The 25,093-nt window shown below is 38.5% G+C and carries 20 protein-coding genes; 11 read left to right on the top strand and 9 right to left on the bottom strand.

The genetic code is table 11. The annotated features are described in order from the left end of the window. Nucleotides 1-124 precede the first annotated feature (124 nt). A complete protein-coding gene (locus COMX_RS11330; protein ID WP_034335949.1) occupies nucleotides 125-490 on the bottom strand; it encodes a TM2 domain-containing protein in 366 nt (121 codons plus the stop codon). Nucleotides 491-1,253: 763 nt separating this feature from the next. Between COMX_RS11330 and cysQ the strand changes: the two genes are divergently transcribed. The 9 genes from cysQ to rsmA all read left to right on the top strand — a co-directional run bounded on the left by cysQ (nucleotide 1,254) and on the right by rsmA (nucleotide 12,155). Beyond that, complete coding sequence (gene cysQ / locus COMX_RS00805) at nucleotides 1,254-2,054, top strand: 3'(2'),5'-bisphosphate nucleotidase CysQ (protein WP_034335946.1); 801 nt, start codon at nucleotides 1,254-1,256, stop codon at nucleotides 2,052-2,054. Nucleotides 2,055-2,060: 6 nt separating this feature from the next. Then, nucleotides 2,061-3,035: an L-threonylcarbamoyladenylate synthase gene (locus tag COMX_RS00800; RefSeq protein ID WP_200867614.1), complete on the top strand. Its 975-nt coding sequence runs from the start codon at nucleotides 2,061-2,063 to the stop codon at nucleotides 3,033-3,035. Between the two features lie 6 nt (nucleotides 3,036-3,041). Beyond that, nucleotides 3,042-3,575 (top strand): hypothetical protein, encoded by a 534-nt coding sequence (locus COMX_RS00795; RefSeq protein ID WP_034335941.1) that lies wholly within the window; start codon nucleotides 3,042-3,044, stop codon nucleotides 3,573-3,575. Between the two features lie 11 nt (nucleotides 3,576-3,586). Then, nucleotides 3,587-5,014: an FAD-binding oxidoreductase gene (locus COMX_RS00790; protein ID WP_051461754.1), complete on the top strand. Its 1,428-nt coding sequence runs from the start codon at nucleotides 3,587-3,589 to the stop codon at nucleotides 5,012-5,014. A 218-nt stretch (nucleotides 5,015-5,232) separates the two neighbouring features. Then, a complete protein-coding gene (gene lptF, locus COMX_RS00785) occupies nucleotides 5,233-6,387 on the top strand; it encodes an LPS export ABC transporter permease LptF (protein WP_034335939.1) in 1,155 nt (384 codons plus the stop codon). 3 nt (nucleotides 6,388-6,390) lie between these two features. Next, on the top strand, nucleotides 6,391-7,509 hold the full coding sequence (gene lptG / locus COMX_RS00780) for an LPS export ABC transporter permease LptG (RefSeq protein WP_034335936.1): 1,119 nt from the start codon (nucleotides 6,391-6,393) through the stop codon (nucleotides 7,507-7,509). Next, nucleotides 7,509-9,890 carry an LPS-assembly protein LptD gene (locus COMX_RS00775; protein ID WP_051461753.1) on the top strand — a complete coding sequence of 794 codons (2,382 nt, stop codon included), beginning with the start codon at nucleotides 7,509-7,511 and terminating at the stop codon, nucleotides 9,888-9,890. Before lptG ends, COMX_RS00775 begins: the two co-directional genes overlap by 1 nt. Further along, complete coding sequence (locus COMX_RS00770; RefSeq protein WP_051461752.1) at nucleotides 9,887-11,335, top strand: peptidylprolyl isomerase; 1,449 nt, start codon at nucleotides 9,887-9,889, stop codon at nucleotides 11,333-11,335. Before COMX_RS00775 ends, COMX_RS00770 begins: the two co-directional genes overlap by 4 nt. Next, entirely contained in the window at nucleotides 11,286-12,155 is an 870-nt protein-coding gene (gene rsmA, locus COMX_RS00765) for a 16S rRNA (adenine(1518)-N(6)/adenine(1519)-N(6))-dimethyltransferase RsmA (protein ID WP_051461751.1), read from the top strand. Before COMX_RS00770 ends, rsmA begins: the two co-directional genes overlap by 50 nt. Here the strand turns inward: rsmA and COMX_RS00760 are convergent. The 8 genes from COMX_RS00760 to COMX_RS00725 all read right to left on the bottom strand — a co-directional run bounded on the left by COMX_RS00760 (nucleotide 12,119) and on the right by COMX_RS00725 (nucleotide 20,238). Continuing rightward, nucleotides 12,119-13,336, bottom strand: coding sequence for an SAM-dependent methyltransferase (locus COMX_RS00760; protein ID WP_034335934.1), 1,218 nt, complete (start codon nucleotides 13,334-13,336; stop codon nucleotides 12,119-12,121). The genes rsmA and COMX_RS00760 overlap by 37 nt on opposite strands. A 180-nt stretch (nucleotides 13,337-13,516) precedes the next feature. Next, nucleotides 13,517-14,116 (bottom strand): 50S ribosomal protein L9, encoded by a 600-nt coding sequence (gene rplI / locus COMX_RS00755; RefSeq protein ID WP_034335932.1) that lies wholly within the window; start codon nucleotides 14,114-14,116, stop codon nucleotides 13,517-13,519. A 13-nt stretch (nucleotides 14,117-14,129) separates the two neighbouring features. Further along, nucleotides 14,130-14,405 carry a 30S ribosomal protein S18 gene (gene rpsR, locus COMX_RS00750; protein ID WP_034335929.1) on the bottom strand — a complete coding sequence of 92 codons (276 nt, stop codon included), beginning with the start codon at nucleotides 14,403-14,405 and terminating at the stop codon, nucleotides 14,130-14,132. A 3-nt stretch (nucleotides 14,406-14,408) separates the two neighbouring features. After that, on the bottom strand, nucleotides 14,409-14,897 hold the full coding sequence (rpsF, locus tag COMX_RS00745) for a 30S ribosomal protein S6 (RefSeq protein ID WP_034335926.1): 489 nt from the start codon (nucleotides 14,895-14,897) through the stop codon (nucleotides 14,409-14,411). A gap of 148 nt (nucleotides 14,898-15,045) precedes the next feature. Then, nucleotides 15,046-15,633: a GNAT family N-acetyltransferase gene (locus COMX_RS00740; RefSeq protein ID WP_034335923.1), complete on the bottom strand. Its 588-nt coding sequence runs from the start codon at nucleotides 15,631-15,633 to the stop codon at nucleotides 15,046-15,048. 70 nt (nucleotides 15,634-15,703) lie between these two features. Next, nucleotides 15,704-17,683, bottom strand: a complete 1,980-nt coding sequence (gene rpoD / locus COMX_RS00735) for an RNA polymerase sigma factor RpoD (RefSeq protein WP_034335920.1) — start codon at nucleotides 17,681-17,683, stop codon at nucleotides 15,704-15,706. Nucleotides 17,684-17,947: 264 nt separating this feature from the next. Then, nucleotides 17,948-19,768 (bottom strand): DNA primase, encoded by a 1,821-nt coding sequence (gene dnaG, locus COMX_RS00730; RefSeq protein WP_034335917.1) that lies wholly within the window; start codon nucleotides 19,766-19,768, stop codon nucleotides 17,948-17,950. Nucleotides 19,769-19,782: 14 nt separating this feature from the next. Then, nucleotides 19,783-20,238 carry a GatB/YqeY domain-containing protein gene (locus tag COMX_RS00725; protein ID WP_034335914.1) on the bottom strand — a complete coding sequence of 152 codons (456 nt, stop codon included), beginning with the start codon at nucleotides 20,236-20,238 and terminating at the stop codon, nucleotides 19,783-19,785. Nucleotides 20,239-20,394: 156 nt separating this feature from the next. Between COMX_RS00725 and carA the strand changes: the two genes are divergently transcribed. Beyond that, on the top strand, nucleotides 20,395-21,765 hold the full coding sequence (carA, locus tag COMX_RS00720) for a glutamine-hydrolyzing carbamoyl-phosphate synthase small subunit (protein ID WP_034338586.1): 1,371 nt from the start codon (nucleotides 20,395-20,397) through the stop codon (nucleotides 21,763-21,765). A gap of 9 nt (nucleotides 21,766-21,774) precedes the next feature. Beyond that, on the top strand, nucleotides 21,775-25,023 hold the full coding sequence (gene carB, locus COMX_RS00715; RefSeq protein WP_034335911.1) for a carbamoyl-phosphate synthase large subunit: 3,249 nt from the start codon (nucleotides 21,775-21,777) through the stop codon (nucleotides 25,021-25,023). Nucleotides 25,024-25,093: the final 70 nt, after the last annotated feature.

Below are 25,093 nucleotides of genomic sequence, written 5' to 3'. Positions count from 1 at the left end.
TGCTTAATTAAATTGACATCTATTATGCTTACTATAACAAAAATATCCAGCATAGAAACCAAAGAGCAAAGAAATTTATTTTTCTTTATGATAGTTCAGTATTTAAACAAAACAAATCAAAAAATTATCTACCATATTTAGCCGTAAAATCCGCATCAGACATACAAATATAAATAATACCTTCGATAAATCCAACAATAAAAGGAATACCTGTCCAACAGAACAATAAATATAAAATTCCCATTCCCACTTGTCCCAGATAAAATTTATGAATACCAAACCCACCCAAGAAAAATGCAAACAACGCTGCTGCCAGTCTTTTTTGCGACATTCCGCCGACATTGGGGTTCATATTTACATTGTCACCAGAATAAACGTTCGGATTAACATTTGTATTCATAACCTTTTGTGCAGTACCACAGTGAGGACAAAAAGAATCACTTTCATCAATTTGTTTTCCACAGCCTCTGCAATAAACCATATTACTCATCATACTTCTCTAATAATTAAATTTTATATACATTAATAATTGTTTATGATTTTATCATTAAATTAAAAAGTTATGATAAAAATCTAGCAATAGAATGCTCAATTACGTTATCTACAAGAATACCAATTGAACTTATACCAATAATCTAAGAATCGTTGCCCCATAAACTAAAATTAGAATTTATAGAGCCCGTGATAATCCGTTATTTGCCTAGTGTTTAAGAAAATTCAATTAATCTGAATAGTAAATTCTCCCAACTATCAGCCTCTAAAATAGAGATATATTTATTATTTTCAATATTTTCAATCGATAAAGAACCATATTGATCAATTAAAATATATTAACTATCATTGATCAATAATCAATTTTAACAAATCATTCATTAAATCCTAATTACCATTATGAACGGTAAAATGATCGACTTTAACAACGATTGCTTTAAGACTTTCCAATTCTTATAAACTCAGCATAATGGGATTATCCACCATCACTTTGGCTGTATTTAATAAGGATTGGGTTGCATTTTTTTATAATAATTGCCAAATTAAATGCAGTTTCTTTATATAAAAATAATTCATACCCAGCAATAATTTCTATATAGAAAAGTTATTTAACTTTACTACATTTTATAAATATCTACTTACCGTGATATTTTTGGTATATTCTCTAAACGATAATTGAATTATAAAATAAAATTCACTTTAATGTGAGAGTATTATTACCTTAAAATTACCTGACATATTATTTGGGTTCGGATTTTATAATGCATCCTGTCTCTGACCAACAATTAATGGAACTGGCAATTGATTTAGCACAACAAGCTGCAATCATTATCAATAAAATCCGTGAAGAAGGGGTGATTGTCTCTACAAAAACAGACCAAAGCCCCGTAACCCAAGCGGATCAAGCGTCGGAAAACCTTATTCTCCAAGGTTTACGAACGGCCGTTCCTTCTATTCCCATCATCGCTGAAGAAGAGGCCTCCAAAGGGATACACACTCAAATAGGATCAGAATTTTGGCTTGTAGACCCTTTGGACGGAACAAAAGGCTTTATTCGAGGCAGCAAAAATTTTACTATTAATATTGGTCTTGTTCGTAATGGCAAACCTGTAATAGGCGTGGTTGCATTACCTGCTCATCAAGAAATTTTTTGCGGAATTATAGGTAAAGGTGCTTGGCGTATTGATGAAAATGGTAAAACCCCTATTCATGTAAGTCCTCTCCCCCAAAATGGTTTTCGCATTATTACCTCTCATCACCATGTTAACGATCCTCAACTTAGTAAAGCGTTGGAAGGTTTTCCCACTTGTTCAGTCAACGCAATGGGATCTGCGGCAAAAATAATTCGTATTGCCGAAGGTAAGGCAGATTTGCATTTTCGCTTTAATTCTATTATGGAGTGGGATACGGCTGCTCCTCAGGCCATCTTAGAAGCTGCTGGAGGATATTTGCGCGGTTTAGATAATCAACCTTTACAATATGGTAAGGAAGGTTCTCGCATCCCTCCTTTCTTTTGTTCTGGAACCTTAATTGATCGTTTTTTAAGTAACTTGTGTGATTAATTTATGATGACGTCTTTATTTTCTGATTCCATTTCTGAAATTAAACAAGCTGCAACTATTATTAAACAAGGCGGTATCGTTGCTTTTGGCACAGAAACTGTCTATGGACTGGGTGCAGATGCGACGAATAGTCAAGCTGTGCAAAGAATATATCAAGCCAAGGGTCGTCCCAGTTTTAATCCTCTTATTATTCATTTTTCTGATCTTGATCATGTTTTTCAATTTGTAATTAAAACTGAACTAGCCCACGAGCTTGCCCTTAAATTTTGGCCTGGTGCTTTAACATTGGTCTTACCACAAAAAAAGAATACCAACACTCAAATCAGTCCTATTGCCACGGCAAATTTATCAACCATGGCAGTGCGTATTCCTAGTACAAAAGTGGCACGTCAACTTATTAAATTCAGCCAAAAACCCATTGCTGCCCCTTCGGCCAACAGTTCTGGTAAGATCAGCCCTTCTACGGCGCAACACGTCTTTCAAGAGCTTAATCATAAAATTGATGCTATTATTGATTCTGGCCCCTGCCAAGTTGGCGTCGAAAGCACCATTCTTGATCTAAGTAATAATGTCCCAACCCTGTTGCGCCCAGGTGGCGTGACTTTGGAAGACCTTATTCCCATTTGCGGCCCAATTATCTCGAACCAGCCCATAGAAACAAAAATTATAGCCCCAGGGCAACTGAGCTCACATTACGCACCCCATTTACCCGTGAGACTTAATTGCCATGAAATTTTTCCTGATGAGGCACTACTTGCATTTGGCCCACCAATCGAACATACTGGTCTCTCTAAAAATCTAAGTAACACAGCTAATTTAGAAGAGGCTGCTCAAAATTTGTTTGCATGTTTACGCTTTTTAGATGTTCAAGGAAGAGAACTTGGGTTAAAAGGAATTGCAGTTATGCCCATTCCCAAAACGGGTCTTGGACTTGCAATTTGTGACAGGCTTACCCGTGCTGCAGCACCAAGATTAGCATAGATAACAATGAATCAAAAAATAGACCCAAAAGAACTCAAAGTCCTATCTGATATTCTGGCCTTAGTTTTAGAGGATCAGCCAGGGCAGTCCGCCAATGCATTGGAAGCTATCAAAAAAAGAGCAAAAAAAAATGCGACTACAGGTGGTGCATTAAAAAATCTTTTTACTAACATTGTCAATAATCCTCCACCCAGAAAAACAAGCAATTCTCAATCCAAAAAAAGCAATGATTCTGCTGATCTTATCAAAGCTCGCTCTCAAATCTCTGATCTTACACACAGTATCAACCAACTCGATTCAGCGATCCGAAATCTAAGAAGGCAAAATGAAGCTTTAAGATCAGAATTATTACTAACACAACGTTCCAGAGCTGAAATGCAATCTGCCCTCTCTGTCGTTCAAGAAAAGTCCCCTTTTAAAACTGTGTTAGTCATTGTATCTTTACTTTGTGGTTTATTTTTCGGTATTGCAGGTACTGCAGTCGTGAATACCGCCTTTAATCAACCTCATCAACCCGACAATACAATTTACCTTCATTAATGGATTTATTTATGGATACGAACAGCTTTATTCATGATCTGACAGCGATTGTCGGTACACAAGGAATTCTGATTAACCCAAAGGATACAAAAAGCTATAACACTGATTGGCGAGAAATCTTTCGGGGAAATAGTATTGCCGTTATTAGACCACAAAATACCCAAGAAGTAGCAAATATTGTCAAGTTATGTGCACAACGTAACGTCGCAATTATTCCTCAAGGTGGGAATACAAGCCTTGTAGGTGGTGCAACACCTCCAAAGCAAGGTAATCAAATTGTATTAAGCCTTAGTCGTATGAATAAAATTCGCAACATTGATAAAATTGATTCTACGATTACTTTGGAAGCTGGTGTTATCTTAGAAGAAGCACAAAATGCAGCCAAAAATGCTGGGTTATATCTACCCATCGTTATTTCCTCTCAAGGTTCAGCTCAAATTGGCGGTATTATTGCTACAAATGCTGGGGGTAATAATACCCTACGCTATGGAAATACCAGAGAATTTGTATTGGGGTTAGAAGTCGTTACAGCTGATGGACAGATTTTGCATAATTTGCGCAGGCTCAGGAAAGATAATACTGGCTATGCATTAAAACAGATTTTTATTGGTTCTGAAGGAACCTTAGGGATTATTACTGCTGCTGTATTACATCTTCACCCTTATCCCCGTTCTACTGAAGTAGCTCTATGTGCTGTACCAGATTTAGATCATGCCTTAAAATTATTACATCTGTTTAACAACCATAATCCAGCCGCCTTACAAGCTTTTGAATATATCTCTCAAAAAGGCATGGATTTAGTTTTAAAGCAATTTCCAGAACTAAAATGTCCATTAGAAACAAAAGCACCTGTTTACATCGTAATAGAATTAGCGCTTCCCGCGCAAGGTAATGGTTTAAGAGAACTCTTTGAAACAGTATTAGAACATGCTTTTGAGGAAGAAATTGTTTTAGATGCTGTGCTAGCAGAAAGTGAAACTCAACGCCAAAGCCTCTGGCGTTTTCGAGAAGAACAAGCAGAATCACAAAAACGCGCTGGCGCAAATATTAAAAATGATGTTTCTGTTCCAATATCTTCTATTCCTGAATTTATTACCCGTGCAACCAAAGCATGCGAAGATCTATGCCCTGGAATACAAGTCGTACCATTTGGGCATCTTGGAGATGGAAACATTCATTTCAATCTTGTTCAACCATCCAATGATAATGGAAATGATTTTATGAGTAAAAGTCATGACCTCATGGACGCGGTATGTGCAGTTGTTTATGATCTTGAAGGATCTTTTTCAGCAGAACATGGCATAGGACAGTTAAAGAACTATATGATGCCCTCTTGGCGCGGTGGTGCTGAACTTGAGCTTATGCAAAAAATCAAACAGAGCCTGGATCCTAGGAACCTTTTGAACCCTGGGAAAATATTTCCAGATACAAGCACATAAACCATAATATTGTCTTAATCTGAACTATATTAATATCGTTCAACTTTAACAATTGATTAGATTATATAAAAAATTACAAAGGCCTTCACTGTTGACTTAATGAAACGCAACAGTGAAATGTCTTTATTTAAGTATGTAATTTACAGTTTTTGTTTTCTTTTTCGACTTAATAATAGTAAAGAAGAAAGATCTAGGGAACAAGGTGGGATAATTTTCATATGCGTTTATTTACTTCCTTGCGTCTCCCTATGTTTGACCGCTACATTTTACATCAATTATTGATCGCGTTAGTGGCCACAACAGGAGGGTTGGCAGCATTAATTTGGCTTACACAATCTTTGCGTTTTGTATCATTGGTTGTGGACCGTGGTTTATCTTTAGGCGTTTTCCTAGAGCTGACAGGGTTACTAGTCCCTTCTTTTGTTGCTGTTATCTTACCCATTACCACTTTTGTCGTTGTTCAATTCATATATAATCGTCTAGCTGGGGACAGAGAAATTATTGTTATGCGGGCTGCTGGCATGTCTTCATTTGCTTTAGCAAAGCCTGGTATGATATGTGCAATAGCTGCAACGATTATATGTTATTTATTAAATATATGGATTGTACCTGCTGCTTATCACTCTTTTCGTAAAAACGAATTTAAAATTCGCAATAAGATGGCTGCTTTTATGTTGCAAGAAGGTGTTTTTACAAGTGTCTCTAATAACTTGACTGTTTATATTCGCTCCAAAGATCATAACGGCGTTCTTAAAGGCATTTTAGTAGAAGATGCTAGGCAACCAGATAATAAGGCTACAATCTTGGCCGAAAGTGGTAATATCGTTATTATTAACGATAAACCTCAAGTTGTCCTCCTTAACGGATCTCGTGAAGTTATTGATAAAAAAACAGGGCGCTTAAATGTATTAAATTTCGAACGTAATACGATTGATCTTTCCTCGAATAAAGAACAAACTGCGCGCCTCAAAGATGCTACCGAAATGTCTTTATATGAATTACTACATCCTGATCAACAAGCAGTATTCGATCGGGATTATGGCAAGCTGGCAGTCGAAGCTCATCGGCGTTTAACTTCACCATTAACGATTTTATCGTTTACAATGATTGCCTTGGTAAGCGTATTAAAAGGCAATTTTGCTCGATATGGTAATATTTTAAGACCCTTAGGGGCAATTTTTACAATTGTTGGATTAATGTCATTGATTTTAATCGTACAAAATATTGCAACCAGAAATATGGCTGCTATTCCTTTGATATGGGTTATAGCAATTCTACCTGGTATTATTGCTTCATTTATTCTTTTTTTACCCGAGCTTAAAAGCAAAAACAATAATCCTGTCCTTTTATCTTCTACAAAAAAAGGCAGATAAAACATGTTAATTGCTCGTACAATTTCAATTTACATTGCAAAACAATTCAGTTTTGCCTCAGTATCTATGATACTTGCGTTAACCGCACTTGTATCTTTATTTGATTTTATTGATTTATTGCGTCGTGTTGCGACCAAACCACATGTTTCAACCAGTATTGCAACCTCTATTGCTTTATACCATATTCCCAATTTCTGTATGCAAATTCTCCCTTTTGGTATTCTATTGGGTGGGATTATTTGCTTTTGGCGATTAACACGTTCATCAGAATTAATCGTAACTCGCGCAGCTGGGATTTCTGCATGGCAATTTCTAACTGCTCCTGTAGTTTGCGCGTTTATGTTGGGACTATTTTCAATTATGGTAATATCACCAATATCTTCCAACCTATTTCGCAAAGCTGAAATTCTTGATCAAACCTATTTAAATACAAACGGAGGAAAATTAACAACCTTATCCGGTGGGTCTTTATGGGTTCGCCAATCTGATCAAGGGCTGGGCCTGAAAGGTGTTGCAATTTTACATGCTCAAAAGGTGAAAGTGCAGAATAATGTCCTTCATATGGAAGGAATCAGTATTTTCAGACTTGACGATAATGACCATTTACTGGTTCGTATTGAATCGCCTTCGGGATATTTAGAACATCAACATTATTGGGTATTAAATAATGCACGCTCTATTAAACCAGATAAACTGCCTGTCAATTTAGGAACCATTAAATTGCCAACAAATCTGTCATTATCAAATATTGAAGAAAGCTTCTCCTCACCTGATACCTTATCATTTTGGTCTTTACCAGGGTTCATTCGTTTGCTAAACGAATCTGGATTTTCTTCTATCAGTCATCGCTTGCGTTTCCAAGCACTACTGGCACAACCATTACTGGCCTGTACAATGGCTTTGGTTGCTGCTGGATTTGCAACACGATCAACACGTAGAGGTGGTGTCGCAAGAATGATTGGCTCTGGAGTTGCTGCTGGATTTGCCTTGTTTACAATTTCGAAAATTGCAGAGCAATTTGGTGAATCTGGTGCTTTACCAGCTTTTATGGCAGCTTGGGCACCTACCGCTGCTGGACTTTGTTTAGCAATATCTCTTCTTATTCACTTGGAAGATGGCTGATGCGTAATTACTCTTCACCCGCACTCTTTAAAAAGTTAGCCAGAAAGTTGGCTCGTAAAAACAAACGTAAAACTTTGCTGTTAATCAGTATAGTCAGCGGATCTATTGGCGGCATTGGTTTGCTTGTTGATCAAGATGGTTTTGCTCAACAACAAATTCAAATTGCGACTTCTAATATTGGTAAAAATAGTGGAACACCCTTTTCTGGAAAGGATCCGATTACCTTTCAAGCAGATAACGTATCTTATGACTCCAAAACTGGAGAAGTTACTTGGCAAGGTGATGTACATATTTGGCAAAATGACCATATTTTGCGTGCAGACAAAGTTGTCTATAACCGTACCACGAATATTGCAACAGCCAACGGAAATGTTTCTATGGTTGAACCTGACGGGGAAATCTTATTTACCCAACATGTTCAATTAGGTGAAAATATGCGTGAAGGGGTCATGGATCAAGTTTATGCATTACTCGCGGATAATGGGAAACTAGCTGCTAATGGTGCTCGTCGTACTGGGGGAAAAGTTCACGATTTCAGCAGATCTGTTTATACAGCATGTCCAATTTGTGAAAAAGATCCTAAAAAGGCACCATTTTGGCAATTACGTTCCTATCAAGCCATTCGAGATATGGAAAATCAACGTATTGATTTTTCTGATACTTTTATTGATTTTTTTGGCATTCCTGTTTTTTATATGCCTTTCTTTTCAATCGTCGATCCTTCTGTTAAACGCCAAAGTGGTTTTTTAATCCCCAGTATTAACTTTAGTGGTAAATATATGGGGGCCTATACAACCATCCCTTATTACTGGGCCATGAACAAATGGTCAGACTTAACCTTTAATCCACTTTTTGCTACAAAAACAGGCCCTCAATTAAGCGCTATATATAGAGCCAGGTTTAATCAAGGCATGCTACGTGTTGAAGGTGGTATAGCTGACGATACAATTAACCATAGAAGAAGACAAAGAGAACTAGGCGATTATTCTACCCATAGTAAAGATAATGGTGCACAAGGATATTTATTCTTAAAGACAGAATGGGCGTTAAATCAGAATTGGCGCTATGGCGCTAATCTTAACCTTGCTACATCTTCTTTCTATATGCAAGATTACCGTATTAATGGATACGGGCAAGATACATTAAATTCCGATCTTTATTTAGAAGGTTTTGGTGAGGGCGCTTACTCCAAGGTCACTCTACAAGGCTATCAGGGTATCAATCATTATACTGTTAATAGCTCAGATCTTCCCTTCGTCCTTCCTCGATACACTTACAACTATTTTGGGCAACCTGATGCTTTAGGTGGTCGTTTTTCATTTAATACAACTAATTTTGTTCTCTATCGCTCTAATGGTGTCAGCGATCAAAGAGGTCAAGCATCTCTGAATTGGGATAGACCTTTTGATACTGATATAGGACAAAAGTGGCTTGTGACGCTGCATGTAGATTCAAACATTTACAATGCATCCCATTTATACGAACAACCACTTTATTTAAATGATAAACGTGGCAGGCAATTCTCAGGACAAGCCTTACCAACGTTAGCTGTTAAGATGAACTGGCCATTCCTGAGAGAATTTAAACTTGGTGATACAACAGGTACTCAAGTTATAGAACCTATTGTGCAATTAATTGCAGCACCTCACTCCAAAGGTGGACGCAACTGGAATATGCCTAACGAAGACAGCTTGGCCTATGAATTTTCCGATACAACCCTTTTTGCGCTTAATCGCTTTCAAGGAACTGACCGTTTAGATGGTGGTGCCAGAGCTAATGTTGGCGTTCATGGAAACTGGGCATGGGATGGCCGTCAAGTTGATTTCTTGGTAGGACAAAGCTATCTGGAACATGTAACAAAGAACTTGCCTGAAAATTCTGGTGTTAATCGTCATATGTCTGACGTCGTAGGTCGTTTACGTCTTAGCCCATCACAATACTTCAGCACAACTGGAAGAATGCGTGTAAGTCCATATGATGGAAAAGTTACATATGGTGAAGGCATATTTAACGTAGGTTTCAATCATTTCGGAATTAATGGTGGGTATATTTATGAGCCCATCACACCCTATTACTACTATTGGGGTAATCCTTTTAGCGCTCAAGGCCCATCTAATTTGTTTGATCAAAAAACAAGTGAACTTACATTGGGTGCATCTACGGATTGGAAGAACTGGCACGCATCAGCCTTCGGAAGACGAAGCCTATCCAGAAAAGAAAATGTTGCGATTGGTGGAACTGCTGGTTACAGAAATGACTGCTTTAGCATGGACGTAATCTATCTTAAACAATATACAATGATTAATGGTGAGCAAAATACAGATACAGTTTTATTTATGCTAACCTTTAAAACGCTTGGAACTTTTGGAATCAATGGATGATGTATAAAACACATAGTATCTCCTCTTTTCGCTCTCAATGTAAGTTAAGCCTTTGTCTAGCCATGATTGGAACCTTCCTAAGTTCAACAACCTCTATTGCCATAGCCGCCGAACATAAAAATCACCCATCTTCTTCAGGTGTCAATTCCAAAGCAATGGGTAAGAGTTATTCTATCCCTGATGCACAAGGAGATGCCGAGAGTAAAATTATTGCAGTTATTAATGGTCAGCTTTTAACACAAAGAGACGTTAATAACAGAGAGCAATTATTCCAACTCACCGCTGGCATTCGCTTAACGCCTGATGTAATGCAACGTATGCGTCCTCAATTAATCAAGCAATTAATTACCGAGCGTTTACATACACAAGAAATGCTTAGAAGAAATATCAACATAGCTCCTGAACAAATTGCTGAAGCCATTGCTGATATTGAAAAGCGTAATGGCATGCCACCCAATGCGCTTAGGAATCAGCTCTCTTCTGACGGCGTTTCTATGAGCACATTGATTGATCAAATTCGCCTACAGCTGGGTTGGGGACAAGTTATTCAACAAGAATTAGGCAGCCAAAATCGTATTACTGCTCAAGATGTAGAACAACGTCAAAAGGCATTAAAACAAGAGGTTGGGCAACCTGAATATTTATTTAATGAAATTTTTGTTCCTGTTGAAAATGCTCGTCATCCAGAACAAGAATTACAATTCACTCAAACTATTATTCAACAGTTAAGAAATGGTGCTCCCTTCCCTATTGTTGCAGCACAGTTTTCACAAGCTCAAAGTGCTCTACAAGGTGGTTCATTAGGATGGGTTCAAAAAGATAGTCTTGACCCAGAAGTTGCTACTTTAGCAAATAAAATGCCCGTTGGTGCTATTTCTAACCCCATTAAAGTGGCTGGTGGTTATATTATTGCAATGTTAAGTGGCAAACGAACAATCGGTAATGAAATGGGCACTCTGATGACTATCAGACAAGTTTTCTTGCCGTTCTCTTCTAAGTTAAATCCTAAGAATCCGACACCACAACAAATCAGCGTATTAAAGCAAGTTAATCAAATGCAACAATCTTTACATACGTGTCAACAAGTGGAAGAAGCAAACCAAAAAGCGGGCGGAACACGGCCTTCTGATCCAGGTCCGATGCAACTTGAACGTATGAATCCTGAAATGGGTAATGTTTTACAAGGTTTACAACCAGGGCAAGTCAGTAAACCTTTGGTTTCGATTGATGGTATTGCTCTGATCATGGTTTGCTCAAAAGAAAAGAAGAATATTGCTGATATTTCTGCAAGTGAAATTGCTAATCAACTGTTAAGCCAACGTGTAGAACAAGTTTCCCAACAATTAGATCGTGATTTACACCGTCAAGCAATTATTGAAATGCACACAAATACCAATGAATCTGCATCAAAACCAGTTACCCAGTCTAAAAGAAAGCATAAATAAGTATAATCTTCACGCCAAAAAATCACTGGGACAACATTTTTTACTAGATCCTATGATTAATCAGCAAATTATTGCTTTGGCTGGAGATTTAACCGATAAAAACGTTATAGAAGTTGGCCCTGGCCCTGGTGGACTAACCAGGGCTTTACTGGGAAGTCATGCTCAGAAAATTATCGGTGTTGAAGTTGATCAGCGCGCTTTACAATTACTTCACGAGCTACAAACTTATTACCCCAAACGGTTCACTATCGTTGAGCATGATGCTTTAAAGCTAGATTTAACCACTCTATGTGAAGCACCTCGACAAATTGTAGCCAATCTTCCTTATAATATTGGAACACCGTTATTACTTGGGTGGTTAAGACAAGGACAGCAATGGAGCCGTTTGACGCTCATGTTCCAACAGGAAGTCGCTGAACGGGTATGTGCGGCTCCTAACACCGAATTTTATGGACGTTTATCCGTCATAGCGCAATGGGTTGCCCAATGTGTAATTGTCAAGCACATTCCCCCTGGCGCCTTTACACCACCTCCTAAAGTGTATTCTGCGGTCATTAATATCATTCCCAAAGCCGAGCAACCTTCAGCAGATCTTTTTAAAGCAATGGAAAAAGTGACAGCAGCAGCTTTTGGTCAACGCCGTAAAATGCTTAAAGGTGCTTTAAGAAACATTGGTGGAGACATCTTGCTTTCTGGTGCAAACATTGATGGTACAAGAAGAGCTGAAACGCTAACAATCTTAGAATTTGATCAACTTGCTCGTTTGTACCAACAAATAAATGGCTATGAGTCTAATTTACCTTCAACTTCAAACATATAATCACGTGTCATTGGTAAGGCATCAAGACTCGGACTGATTTGCAACTGAAAATTCATGTGATTATGATAATAAAAAGATAACTCGCTTGCTGATAGATAAAAATCAAACATTCTGTAAAACCGTTCATCATACATTTGAATGATTTTTTCTTTTTCTTCTTTTACACGATCGTGCCATAATCTTAGCGTTTTTGCGTAGTGAAGTCTTAATATTTCACAATCTGTAACCCATAAACCGCTTTTTTCAACTGAAGCAAAGACCTCGCTGAGCGATGGGGAATATCCACCAGGGAAAATATATTTATTGATCCAAGGATTGGTAGAGCCTGGACCATCAGAACGTCCGATAGAGTGTAAAAGCATTACACCATCAGGTTTTAAAATTTTATTAATATCTTTAAAAAACTCAACGTAATAATTTACACCTACATGCTCAAACATACCGACTGAGACAATGCGATCAAACTTTTTTTCAACAAGTCGGTAATCACGTAACTCAAAGCAAACTTTATGCTCTAACCCTGCTTTTTTTGCGCGTTCTTTAGCTGCCTGCAATTGTTCTTGAGAAAGCGTAATTCCTGTTACATGAACATCAAACTCTTTGGCTAGAAATAAAGCCATCCCTCCCCAACCACAGCCAATATCCAGAACTTCTAGACCTGGCTGGTCTAGTTTTAATTTTGCCGCAATGTGCTTCTTTTTCGCTAGTTGTGCTTCATCCAAAGTTTCGTTTCCTGTACGAAAATATGCACAAGAATATTGTCGATCCTCATCTAAAAATAAACTATATAAAGCCCCATTAAGATCATAATGATGGGCAACATTTTTTTGAGAAGTTTTTAAACTATTTAATTGCGACCAAAATCGTTTACCAAATCTTAAAACAGAAGCTATTTTTTCTACATAATGTCCTTCAGCAAGATCATTTTGTAAAATCACATTCAACACATCATAAATAGAACAATTTATCGGTTTAATCGTTTCATCCATATATCCCTCGCCAAAAGCTAGCCCAGGATTTACTAATAAACGTAAACAGGTTTCTTGCGTTAAAATTTCGACTGCTGCGGAATCTTTTGCATTTTGATCACCATATATCTCGCGCCTTTTATCTGGATAAACGACCTCTAAACGACCTTTTTTTATAAGTTTTTTGAATACAGCTTTCAATAAACCAGACATGTTCAAGCTCCTAGGCATTAAGATATTTATAATTGATATCGTAATTGTCCTATTTTTTTTATAAAAAGACAAATAGGTAATGACTTATATGCCAAAAATTTTACATTTGATTACATAAAGCAAAAAAAGGCGAGAGTATAGCTCTCGCCTTTATTCACATTAAGAAAATGTATCGTGCATTTATTCAGCTGATTCAGCTGTTTCTTCTGCTACAGGTGCATTTTCTAACATTTCAGCATTAACATGTTCCACTGATGATGCATCAACGTGTGTTTCTGCAGCATCAACGTGTTGAACCTCGCCTTTTGCTTGACGTTCAGCTTCTTCAACAGAACGAGCAACATTAACTTTTGCATCCAAGTGAACTTCTGGATGAAGTTGTACTTTAACTTGATACAAGCCTAATGCTTTAATCGGATGTGAAATTTCCACTTGTTGACGAGAGAAGGTCACGCCTTCTTTCACAGCAGCCTCGGAAATATCACGAGCAGTTACAGAACCATATAGGTTTCCGCTTTCGCCAGCTTGACGAATAATAACTACTGACAATCCATGTAAACGTTCCAAGAGACGTTCTGCCTCTTCACGACGTTTAACATTGTGTGCTTCTAACTGACTACGTTCTCTTTCGAAACGATCACGATTAGCAGCCGTTGCACGGATTGCTTTACCTTGAGGAAGCAAATAGTTACGAGCAAATCCAGGTTTTACCTTAACGACATCACCCATTTGCCCTAGTTTTTCTACTCTTTGAAGCAGAATAACTTCAGTTGCAGCCATAATCTCTTCTCCCTCAGTCTTGAACGTAAGGCAATAGTGCTAAAAAGCGAGCACGTTTGATTGCCTGTGCCAATTCACGTTGTTTCTTTGCAGAAACTGCAGTGATACGACTTGGAACAATCTTGCCTCTTTCTGAAAGGAAACGAGACAATAAACGGATATCCTTGTAATCAATCTTTGATGCATTTGCAGATGAAAAAGGACATGTTTTACGTCTGCGGTGAAAAGGACGACGTCCCCCCACAGCAATACGGCGTGCAGCTGGATTTACTTGAGCTGTTTCTGACATTGATTATGCCTCCACTTCTTCAGCTTGATCAACAGAGATATTACTGTTATCAGAGCTTAAATCGTCTTCTTCTGCATTTTTACGGCCACTATCATAGCGTCCAGATGGTTTAGAAGAGCGACTACTTGAAGAACGGTCAGAACGATCTGAACGGTCTCTGCTATCATCCCCTTTACGAGAAAGAATGGCAGATGGTGCTTCATCAATTTCTTCAATACGCAATGTCATAAAACGAAGAACATCTTCATTTAAATTAAATTGGCGTTCAATTTCTTTGATTGTTGTTGCTTTTGCATCAACACCCAATAGCATATAATGGCCTTTACGATTTTTCTTAACACGGTATGCTAAGTTGCGTAATCCCCAATATTCGCGCTTTTGTACAGAGCCTTCTTCACTTTCGATCAAAGAAGCAACTCCATTAGCGATCTCCTCAACTTGTTGTTGAGTGACATCATTACGTGCAATAAACACGCATTCGTATAATGGCATATTATCTCCCTTCGGCTGACTTCAACCCAATAAAACCAGTAAAATACCGATTATTCTTCCATTTTTTGGGTATAGCCAAGGCATAGCCGTACAACCTTGGCAGGGAAGAACTCTTTTAAAACCACAAATACATAAAGAATGCAAGAGTTTATCTTATTTTCTTCAAAAATTTTTTTGGAATAGGCAGGTTTAAAATATCAGGAATATTCCAAAGTTCTTGCTCTACTTTGAATGGTTCAAAACCAGCCTTTTTATATATCTCTAAAGCCCTAGGATGATCTAAATTACATGTATTAATTCTTACACAACTAGGATCTTTCTGCCAGGCTTTTCGCAATGCCTGATGAAAAAAACTGGTTCCTAACCCTTGCCCAACCAAATGAGGCATTAATCCAAAATAAGCAATATTAACGTTAGATTCTAATGTACAATCCAGCTCAAAAAAACCACAAACAACATTTTCATCATCTTTTAATAAATAAACTTCGATTAAAGGATTAGAAAATAATTGTTCTAGATATTGATCAGAAAGCACTCTGCGCATCCACCAACAACACTCCCTACCAACAGTCCCATAAACATACCTATATAAAGGAATAGGAACAACGGAAAGTTTCTCAACAGAATATCTCACTGGCAGCTCCAATAATGGCTGGATTGGAGGATGGTCCATTCGTAAAAAAGTAATTGAAACCGTTACAGGCGTAGCTGGGCGAATATTATTAAGGGGTGACATAAACTTACCACAAAAAACAGAAAGAGGGCAAAATGCCCTCCCTCCTTATAGTCAAAAAAAAATCAAAAAATCAATTATCATCCAAAAAAGAACGTAATTTGCGACTGCGACTTGGATGTTTTAATTTTCGTAAAGCCTTGGCTTCAATCTGACGAATACGTTCACGAGTCACATTAAATTGTTGCCCAACTTCTTCCAAAGTATGATCCGTATTCATTCCAATCCCAAAGCGCATCCGAAGAACACGTTCCTCTCTTGGGGTAAGGGATGCCAACACACGCGTTGTTGCCTCACGAAGATTGGTTTGAATGGCTGCATCCAGAGGAATAACAGCACTTTTATCTTCAATAAAGTCACCCAGATGGCTATCTTCTTCATCCCCAACAGGTATTTCCAAGGAAATTGGCTCTTTAGCAATTTTTAAAACTTTTCTGACTTTTTCCAAAGGCATACCAAGTTTTTCAGCTAATTCTTCTGGAGTAGGCTCTCTGCCAATTTCATGAAGCATCTGACGAGACGTACGAACTAATTTATTAATCGTTTCAATCATATGCACTGGAATACGAATCGTTCTCGCCTGATCAGCGATAGATCGTGTAATTGCCTGACGTATCCACCATGTTGCATAAGTAGAGAATTTATAACCTCGGCGATATTCAAACTTATCAACCGCCTTCATTAAGCCAATATTGCCTTCTTGAATTAAATCTAAAAATTGTAAGCCACAATTCGTATATTTTTTGGCAATAGAAATAACCAAACGCAAATTCGCTTCAATCATTTCTTTTTTAGCACGTGAAGCATCGCGTTCACCATAAGAAACGGTTGAGAACACGCGACGAAATTCACTAATTGGCAAGCCAACTCTTTGAGAAAGTTCGGCAATTTCATCACGACACTTATTGATATCGTCCTCATAGCGCTCAACAAAAAGTTTCCAATATTTTCCTGGTAAAGCACGAACGGCATCAATCCAATCTGGATTAAGTTCATAACCATGATATTTGGAGAGGAAATCATCACGAGATATTTTACATTTCTCTGCCATACGCAAGAGACCACCCTCTAACGTTGCTAATTTCTTAGAAACTGTTTTTAATTGCTCAACCAAGAATTCAATTTTATTACTTTGCAAATGAACTTGCTGAACTTCGATAATCAGCTTGTTTCTTAACTCTTCATATTCATTTTCAAATTTAGGGGTAAGCTTTTCACCTGCTTGCAATACATCTAAACGTTGAACCTGAAGCTGATAAACTTTTACATAAATTTTTTCAATTTCTTCGAAATGGCTAAAAACTTCATCTTTATATTTTTCTTCTAAGGCTGATAAGGAAAGATTATTTTCTTCGTTGGAATCCTCTCCATTTTCGTCTCCCTCTTCTTCACCTTCATTTTCAACAGTGTCATCAGCAACTACCAAAGACTCTTCCATTTCTGGCAAACCAGTCTGATCATATTCAATCTGTGTAGCTTCTAAATCAACAATGTCTCTAAGTAAAATATCGCCAGCTTGTAATTGCTCATGCCAGCCAATGATTGCCTTAAAAGTAAGTGGACTTTCACAAAGTCCACCAATCATCTGGTTGCGTCCAGCCTCGATTCTTTTGGCAATGGCAATTTCGCCTTCACGTGACAAAAGCTCAACAGCACCCATTTCACGCAAATACATACGAACGGGATCATCAGTTCTTCCTGCCGTGGATTCAACAGAAGCAACAGGACTTTCACTTTCCTCGTCAGATTCAGAAGAATCAGCCTCAGTCTCTGTGGCATCTCCTTCTTCTTCAGCGCTCTCCTCTTCATTTTCTTCGTGTTCAATAATTTGAATACTCATCTCTGAAAAAGCAGCCATAACATCTTCAATTTGCTCTGAAGACATCTTGTCCTGAGGAAGAATAGCATTTAACTCATCAAAAGTAACATATCCTCTTTCTTTACCTTTGCTGATCAATTTTTTTACATCTGCAGACCTGACATCTAGCAAACTCGTGTCATTATCACGATCATTCGCATTTCCATCATTTTTACCTGCTGCTTTTACAACCATGTTTCCGCCTCAAAGAAAAAATAGTTTACTACCTAATAGTTCTATTTTTTTTATATTTATAATAACTTGACCAATAATATAGAACATACATTTGTTTGATTCTTTTTCTCGGCTCTTTTAACGCCCATACCATTAAAACCTACAACGGGCTAGCGGAACAACTATGTAGTCGAAAAAATGGAATCATTATTATAGATGATATTTTATTAAAATAAATCAAGACCTAAACTAAAATTATTATGAAACTTTCATTAAAACACTTCATTATACATCAAATTCTCCATGCTTTACCGCATCTAAAGCATTTAATCTGGCAATTAATGTGCGTTGATGAGCTTCATCTGGACATTTAATCCATGCTTGTTGTGCTTGTGTAACTTGCTCCTCTAATTCTTGGAGATTTAACCACCCGTAAAAATGCCACCATTGTTTTTCAAATAATTGAAAGTCAGTAACTTTATCGTAATTATTCTGATTTAACAAGTTTAAATTAGAATTGCTTGTAATTTTTTCTATTAGTTCTATCTTACCAATTTGCTTTAAATACAAATAAATATCTCCATAATCAAGGGGGAAATCCAACAATATTTCTCTGGCCATTGCCAGATCCTCTGGCAAATCTAAACGACATAGTGCTTCTTCAACACTTGGAATAATGCTGGGACAATAAAATAATAGAGCAATTAAAATACACATGCGCTCATATTCGACCTGCGTCTTCTGCAAGACCGGACGAACAATAGACACATTGGCAATTTTTTTTTGTTTTTTCTCAAATGTAGTTTTATTATCAAATCTATCATTCCGAGGATAAAACTGCGCATAAAACTGATCCAAAAGAACTTTGCGATATTCTTTTGCGAGATTTTGGTCTTTAATTTGTTCTGAAATTGAAATCAGACGTGCCCTCAATGCGGCCCTTTGCTCTGGAGAGCGATCTGTCATTGCCTCAACAGATAAATCATATAAAACATTACTTAAATTTTGTTTATGTCGGATAATTTCTAAAAAGGCTTCTGCGTCATTTTTTTGAATATAACTATCTGGATCCTCGCCATCTGGAAGTGAAATAAAATTTAAAGTCTGCTCTGGGGTTAAAATTGGCAGAGCTTCTTCGGCCGCATGCAGCATTGCCCTGCGTCCCGCCCCATCGCCATCAAAGGACAAAACAGGTTGAGCGCTTGCACGCCATAATAAAGCCAATTGGTCTTGCGTTAAAGCCGTTCCTAATGGCGCAACAGCACCATGAAAGCCAGCTTGATAAAGGGCAATAACATCCATATAGCCTTCAACGACTAATATTGTATTATAAAGTGGATCTATCTCTTTACGTGCATAAACCGAAGATAAATTATTTAATCCAAACAATACTCTACGTTTTGAAAATAAAGGTGTTTCTGGGCTGTTCAAGTATTTAGGCTGCCCATCACCAATAATTCGTCCACCAAAAGCAATAACGCGCCCTCTTCGATCACAAATAGGATATATTACCCGATTGAAAAAGAGCTCTCCTCCCCATTGCCCATCAGCTTGCTTTCTCAATAATCCAGCTTCTCCGATCATCTCCAAACTATATTCTTTAGATTTTAAATATTGTATCAGTCCTCCTCGACCATCGCCTGACCAGCAAAGACCAAAATGACGGATCGTTTGCGGTGTAATACCGCGATTTAATAAATAATCTCTAGCAATTTTGGCTTTATTCGTTTGAAATTCAGATAGATAATACTCATGAGTCGACGCCATTAACTCATATAAATTATGCTGCTGTTCTTGGCGTTGTTTTTGTTGTGGGGTTTGCTCTGGAACTTCTAAACCAGCCAAAGAGGCAAGTTCTGTAACAGCTTCATTAAACGTCCGACCTTCGTTTTGCATAACAAAGGAAATGACATCTCCATGAACACCGCAACCATAACAATGAAAATGATCGTCATAAATATAAAATGAAGGCGTCTTTTCCCCATGAAAAGGACAACACGCCTTCCAATGGCGACCTGATCGGGTAACTTTTACTTTTCTTGATATAATACTATGTAAAGGAATCCGTTGTCGTAACTCCTCAAGAAAACGCTGATCAAACGCCACAACTCACCTGTCGATTAAGAAAATTTTGCTTTTATTAATGGACCCACTTTGGAAAAATCTAGTACTGCGCCATAATGTTCTTTTAAGAACGCCATGACTTTACCCATTTCTTTGACAGAAGTAGCACCCGTCTTTTCAATTGCTTCATCCACAACCTTTGCAATTGCGGCATCATCAAGCTGTGCTGGTAAGAAAGATTCAATCACAGCAATTTCGCTTTCTTCTTTTTCTGCCAATTCTTGGCGCTCTGCTTGTTTATACATTTCCACAGATTCACGACGAGATTTAATCATGCCTTTTAACATTGCAATGATTTCATCTTCTCCTACAGCGTCAATTCCTTTTGGACGGGCATTGATATCCAAATCTTTTAATTTGGCACTTATCATACGCAATGTTGACAATTTATCTGCTTCTTTGGCTTTCATTGCCACTTTAATTTCTTCTTTAAAACGCTCGCGTAAATCCACAATATTTCTCCGATTATAATTTAAATAGTTTATACCATAACTTTGGTCAGGAATAAAATTCCCAAAATAAAAATTTTATAAATGCTCTGGGAATTTTTTTCCCAATGCTCTATATATAGTATACGACATTCGTCCAGCAAAGGACACAAGGACATGATGGATATTGATACAATTATTTCTCGTCTTGGGGGGATCGAAAACGCCGCCCGCATTACCAAAGTCAGCACCGAGGCTATCCGCAAGTGGAAACAAGCCCGTGCCATTCCATCCAAACATTGGGCAACTATTATTCAAGAAACGGGTCTAACATTGTCTGATTTACAACCAAATGAACTTTCCGATTCTATTCCTCATACCTGTCCCGCAGGTGCCAATGCCGTCCTTTTATTAGAGGACGGTACTTTTTTATGGGGGATCGGATTTGGGGCATTTTCCTCCAAAGATAATCTTTCTATTGGTGAAATTTGCTTTTCCACCAGCATGACTGGATATCAAGAAACATTGACAGATGCGTCTTTTGCTGGGCAACTCATTACCTTCACCTTTCCTCATATTGGAAATGTTGGCACAAATATTGACGATAACGAAGCCAATAAAATCGTTGCCAAAGGGTTAATTGTTAAACAACCCATTACAGAACCAGCCAGTTGGCGATCAACCAGTCCTTTACAAGAATGGTTAAAACAACATCACGTTTCTGGGATTTGTGGCATTGATACGCGCACTTTAACCTTACGCATTCGTGACCAAGGGCCACAAAATGCGTTATTATATTTCCCAGAAGATGGCATCTTTGATATTCCATTCTTGCAAGAACAAGTAAAAGCTTGGCCCGGATTACAAGGCATGGATTTAGCCAAAGAAGTCACTTGTGCAACATCGCACCAATGGAAAAATGGGGTTTGGCATTGGGGTGACGAGACATCACCAAAACCAAGCAAAACATACAACGTGGTTGCGATTGATTTTGGAGCCAAACATAATATTTTCCGTAATCTTGTCGAAGTTGGCTGTAACCTTACCGTTGTGCCTGCCACCGCTTCTGCCGAAGAAATCCTGAGCCATAATCCTGATGGCGTTTTCTTATCCAACGGCCCTGCCGATCCTGCAGCAACTGCACATTATACTGTGCCCGTCTTAAAAACATTGCTTGAAAAACGCATTCCTATTTTTGGGATTTGTCTGGGACATCAGCTTTTAGCTCATGCTTTGGGTGGCAAAACCTATAAACTGGATCAAGGGCATCGTGGTGCTAATCAACCTGTCAAAGATTTAAAAACAGGTCGCGTTGAGATTACCAGCCAAAATCACGGCTTTGCCGTTGACCCAAAAAGTCTACCATCCGATGCACATGAAACGCATATCAATTTATTTGATGGATCAAACGAAGGCATTGCTTCGGATACATATCCTGCTTTTTCTGTGCAATATCATCCAGAAGCCAGCCCCGGCCCCACCGATAGCCATTATTTATTCCAACGCTTTGCGGAATTAATGGATCAACACTCTCCTAACAAAAAACAATAAGGTGTTCCTATGCCTAAACGGACAGACATATCCTCTATTATGATTATTGGTGCTGGACCGATTGTGATCGGTCAGGCATGTGAATTCGATTATTCTGGTGCTCAAGCTTGTAAAGCGTTGAGAGAAGAAGGCTATCGCGTTATTTTGGTTAACTCTAACCCTGCCACGATCATGACTGATCCTGATATGGCAGATGCAACCTATATCGAGCCAATTACCCCAGAAACTGTTGAAAAAATTATTCTCAAAGAAAAACCCGATGCTATTCTGCCAACAATGGGTGGACAAACGGCTTTGAATACAGCAATGGCATTGGACAAATCTGGATTCCTAGCCAAACATAATGTTGAACTCATCGGTGCCAAAGCAGACGTGATTGATCGTGCTGAAGATCGTTTAAAATTCCGTGAAACCATGGAAAAAATTGGAATCGAAAGCCCTCGCAGCACCATTGCCCATACAATTGAAGAAGCCAGAGAAGCATTGAAATTCACAGGGCTTCCCGCTGTTATTCGTCCCTCCTTTACCCTTGGCGGTTCTGGTGGCGGTATTGCTTATAACAAAGATGAGTTTGAACAAATTGTTACCTCTGGTTTGGATGCATCGCCTACAACAGAAGTTCTGATCGAAGAAAGTATTTTGGGTTGGAAAGAATTTGAAATGGAAGTTGTTCGCGACAGTGCGGATAATTGTATCATTATTTGTTCCATTGAAAATATCGACCCTATGGGGATTCACACAGGCGATTCAATCACGGTTGCCCCAGCCCTGACATTAACCGACAAAGAATATCAACGTATGCGTGATGCATCAATTGCATGTTTGCGTGCTATTGGGGTCGATACGGGTGGATCAAACGTTCAGTTCGGGTTAAATCCTGTTGATGGGCGTATGGTTGTTATTGAGATGAATCCTCGTGTGTCTCGCTCTTCTGCACTGGCTTCGAAAGCTACAGGGTTTCCAATTGCAAAAATTGCTGCGAAATTGGCAATCGGCTATACACTAGACGAATTAAAAAACGATATTACCAAAACAACACCAGCCTCTTTTGAGCCTACAATTGATTATGTCGTTGTTAAAATTCCTCGTTTCACCTTTGAAAAATTCCCTGGAACGCCAGCATTACTGAGCACCAGCATGAAGTCTGTTGGTGAAGCTATGGCAATTGGTCGTTCTTTCCCAGAGGCCTTACAAAAAGGTCTACGTTCAATGGAAATTGGGCTTTCTGGGCTTGATCCTGTTGAAGTTCCTGGTGATGGAGATATTGACTCGTTCCGCGGTGCGCTTTCTCAGCCCCGCCCTAATCGTATTTTGATGGCAGCACAAGCTATTCGTGCAGGTATTTCTTTGGAAAGCATTCACGAAGCGTGTCGTTTAGACCCTTGGTTCTTACGTGAGCTTGAAAAAATCATTCATGTTGAAAAAGAGCTTCAAGCCAATGGGCTACCAAATGACACCTATCAACTAAGATCAATCAAAGCGCTTGGCTTCTCTGATAAGCAACTTGCACAATTAACAAATAAAACAGAAGCAGAAATCGCACAGCATCGTGCAAATTTAAAAGTTTTGCCTGTATATAAACGTATTGATACTTGTGCAGGAGAATTTGCCTCTTCTACTTCGTATATGTATTCAACTTATGAAGGCAGCTTTAATACACCTGTTTGTGAAAGCAATCCAACAGACCGTGAAAAAATCATTATTTTAGGTGGTGGGCCCAACCGTATTGGGCAAGGGATTGAATTCGATTATTGCTGTGTTCATGCTTCTTATGCGCTTAGAGAAGCGGGTTACGAAACCATCATGGTCAATTGTAACCCTGAAACAGTATCAACAGATTATGATACTTCTGATCGGTTATATTTTGAGCCTTTGACCAACGAAGATGTTATCTCTTTGATACGTCGTGAGCAAGAAAACGGGACTGTCAAAGGTTGTATTGTGCAATATGGTGGTCAAACCCCCTTAAAACTTTCAAAAGCCCTTGAAGATGCTGGTATTCCATTACTTGGCACCCCTGCTGATGCAATTGATTTGGCTGAAGACCGTGAACGTTTCCAAGTTTTATTAAAAAAGCTCGGCTTACGCCAACCTTCAAACGGAATTGCACGCAATGGCGAAGAAGCGGAACAGATCGCTGAAGAAATCGGCTATCCTGTAGTTGTACGCCCTTCATACGTCTTGGGTGGACGGGCGATGGAAATCGTTTATGATAAAAACAGTCTGCATCGTTATTTACGTGAAGTCTTACAATCTGCTGGTATTGATGTCAGTTCTGGCCCATTATTAATTGACCAATATCTAAGCGATGCAATAGAAACAGATGTTGATTGTTTATCTGATGGTGAGGATGTTTACGTTGCTGGCGTTATGGAACATATTGAACAAGCAGGTATCCATTCTGGAGACAGTGCATGTTCTATTCCCCCATATACCCTAGCCCCTTCAATCGTAACTGAACTTAAAGCACAGACATCTACCCTAGCCAAGGCTTTAGGCATTGTTGGCTTAATGAATGTCCAATATGCCATTAAGAATAACGAGGTCTTTATTCTTGAGGTAAATCCTCGTGCATCCAGAACGGTTCCTTTTGTTGCCAAAGCAACGGGTGTTCCCGTAGCAAAAATCGGTGCTCGCGTTATGGCTGGCGAGAAATTGAGCTCTTTTGGTCTAACTGAACGTTCTATTTCTGGTCATGTTGCGGTCAAAGAAGCTGTATTCCCCTTCGCACGTTTTCCCAATGTGGATATTATCTTGGGGCCAGAAATGCGTTCAACAGGTGAGGTTATGGGAATTGATACGTCCTTTGAACGTGCTTTTGCAAAATCTCAATTAGGCGCTGGGGTGACCTTACCTTTATCTGGCAATGTTTTTCTCTCTGTACGTCACAATGATCGTGTTTCTTTACCCTCTATAGGGCGTAAATTAACCGAAATGGGCTTTACAATTCTTGCGACACGGGGAACTGCTGAGACCTTAAAGCAAGCTGGCATTGAAGCAAAAATTGTCAATAAAGTTCTAGAGGGTCGTCCTCATTGTATTGACGCAATTCTCTCTGGGGAAGTCCAACTGATTATCAATACGGTTCAAGGTGCGCAAGCTACTGCAGACAGTTTTGATATTCGTCATTCTGCATTAACTCATGCTATACCCTATTATACAACCATGGCTGGTGCCATGGCGGCGGTTCATGCAATTTCTGCATTACGTGCAGGACAATTAGATGTAGCACCTTTACAATCTTATTTTAAGCATTAAACTATACTTAGGGAAAAGATATAATATCTTTTCCCTAGATCAAACATCTTATTTATTTCAAGTAATTACA

The sequence above is a fragment of the Commensalibacter papalotli (ex Servin-Garciduenas et al. 2014) genome (assembly GCF_000527695.1).
GTDB lineage: Bacteria > Pseudomonadota > Alphaproteobacteria > Acetobacterales > Acetobacteraceae > Commensalibacter > Commensalibacter papalotli.
This window is presented reverse-complemented; position numbering and strand designations above follow the sequence as displayed.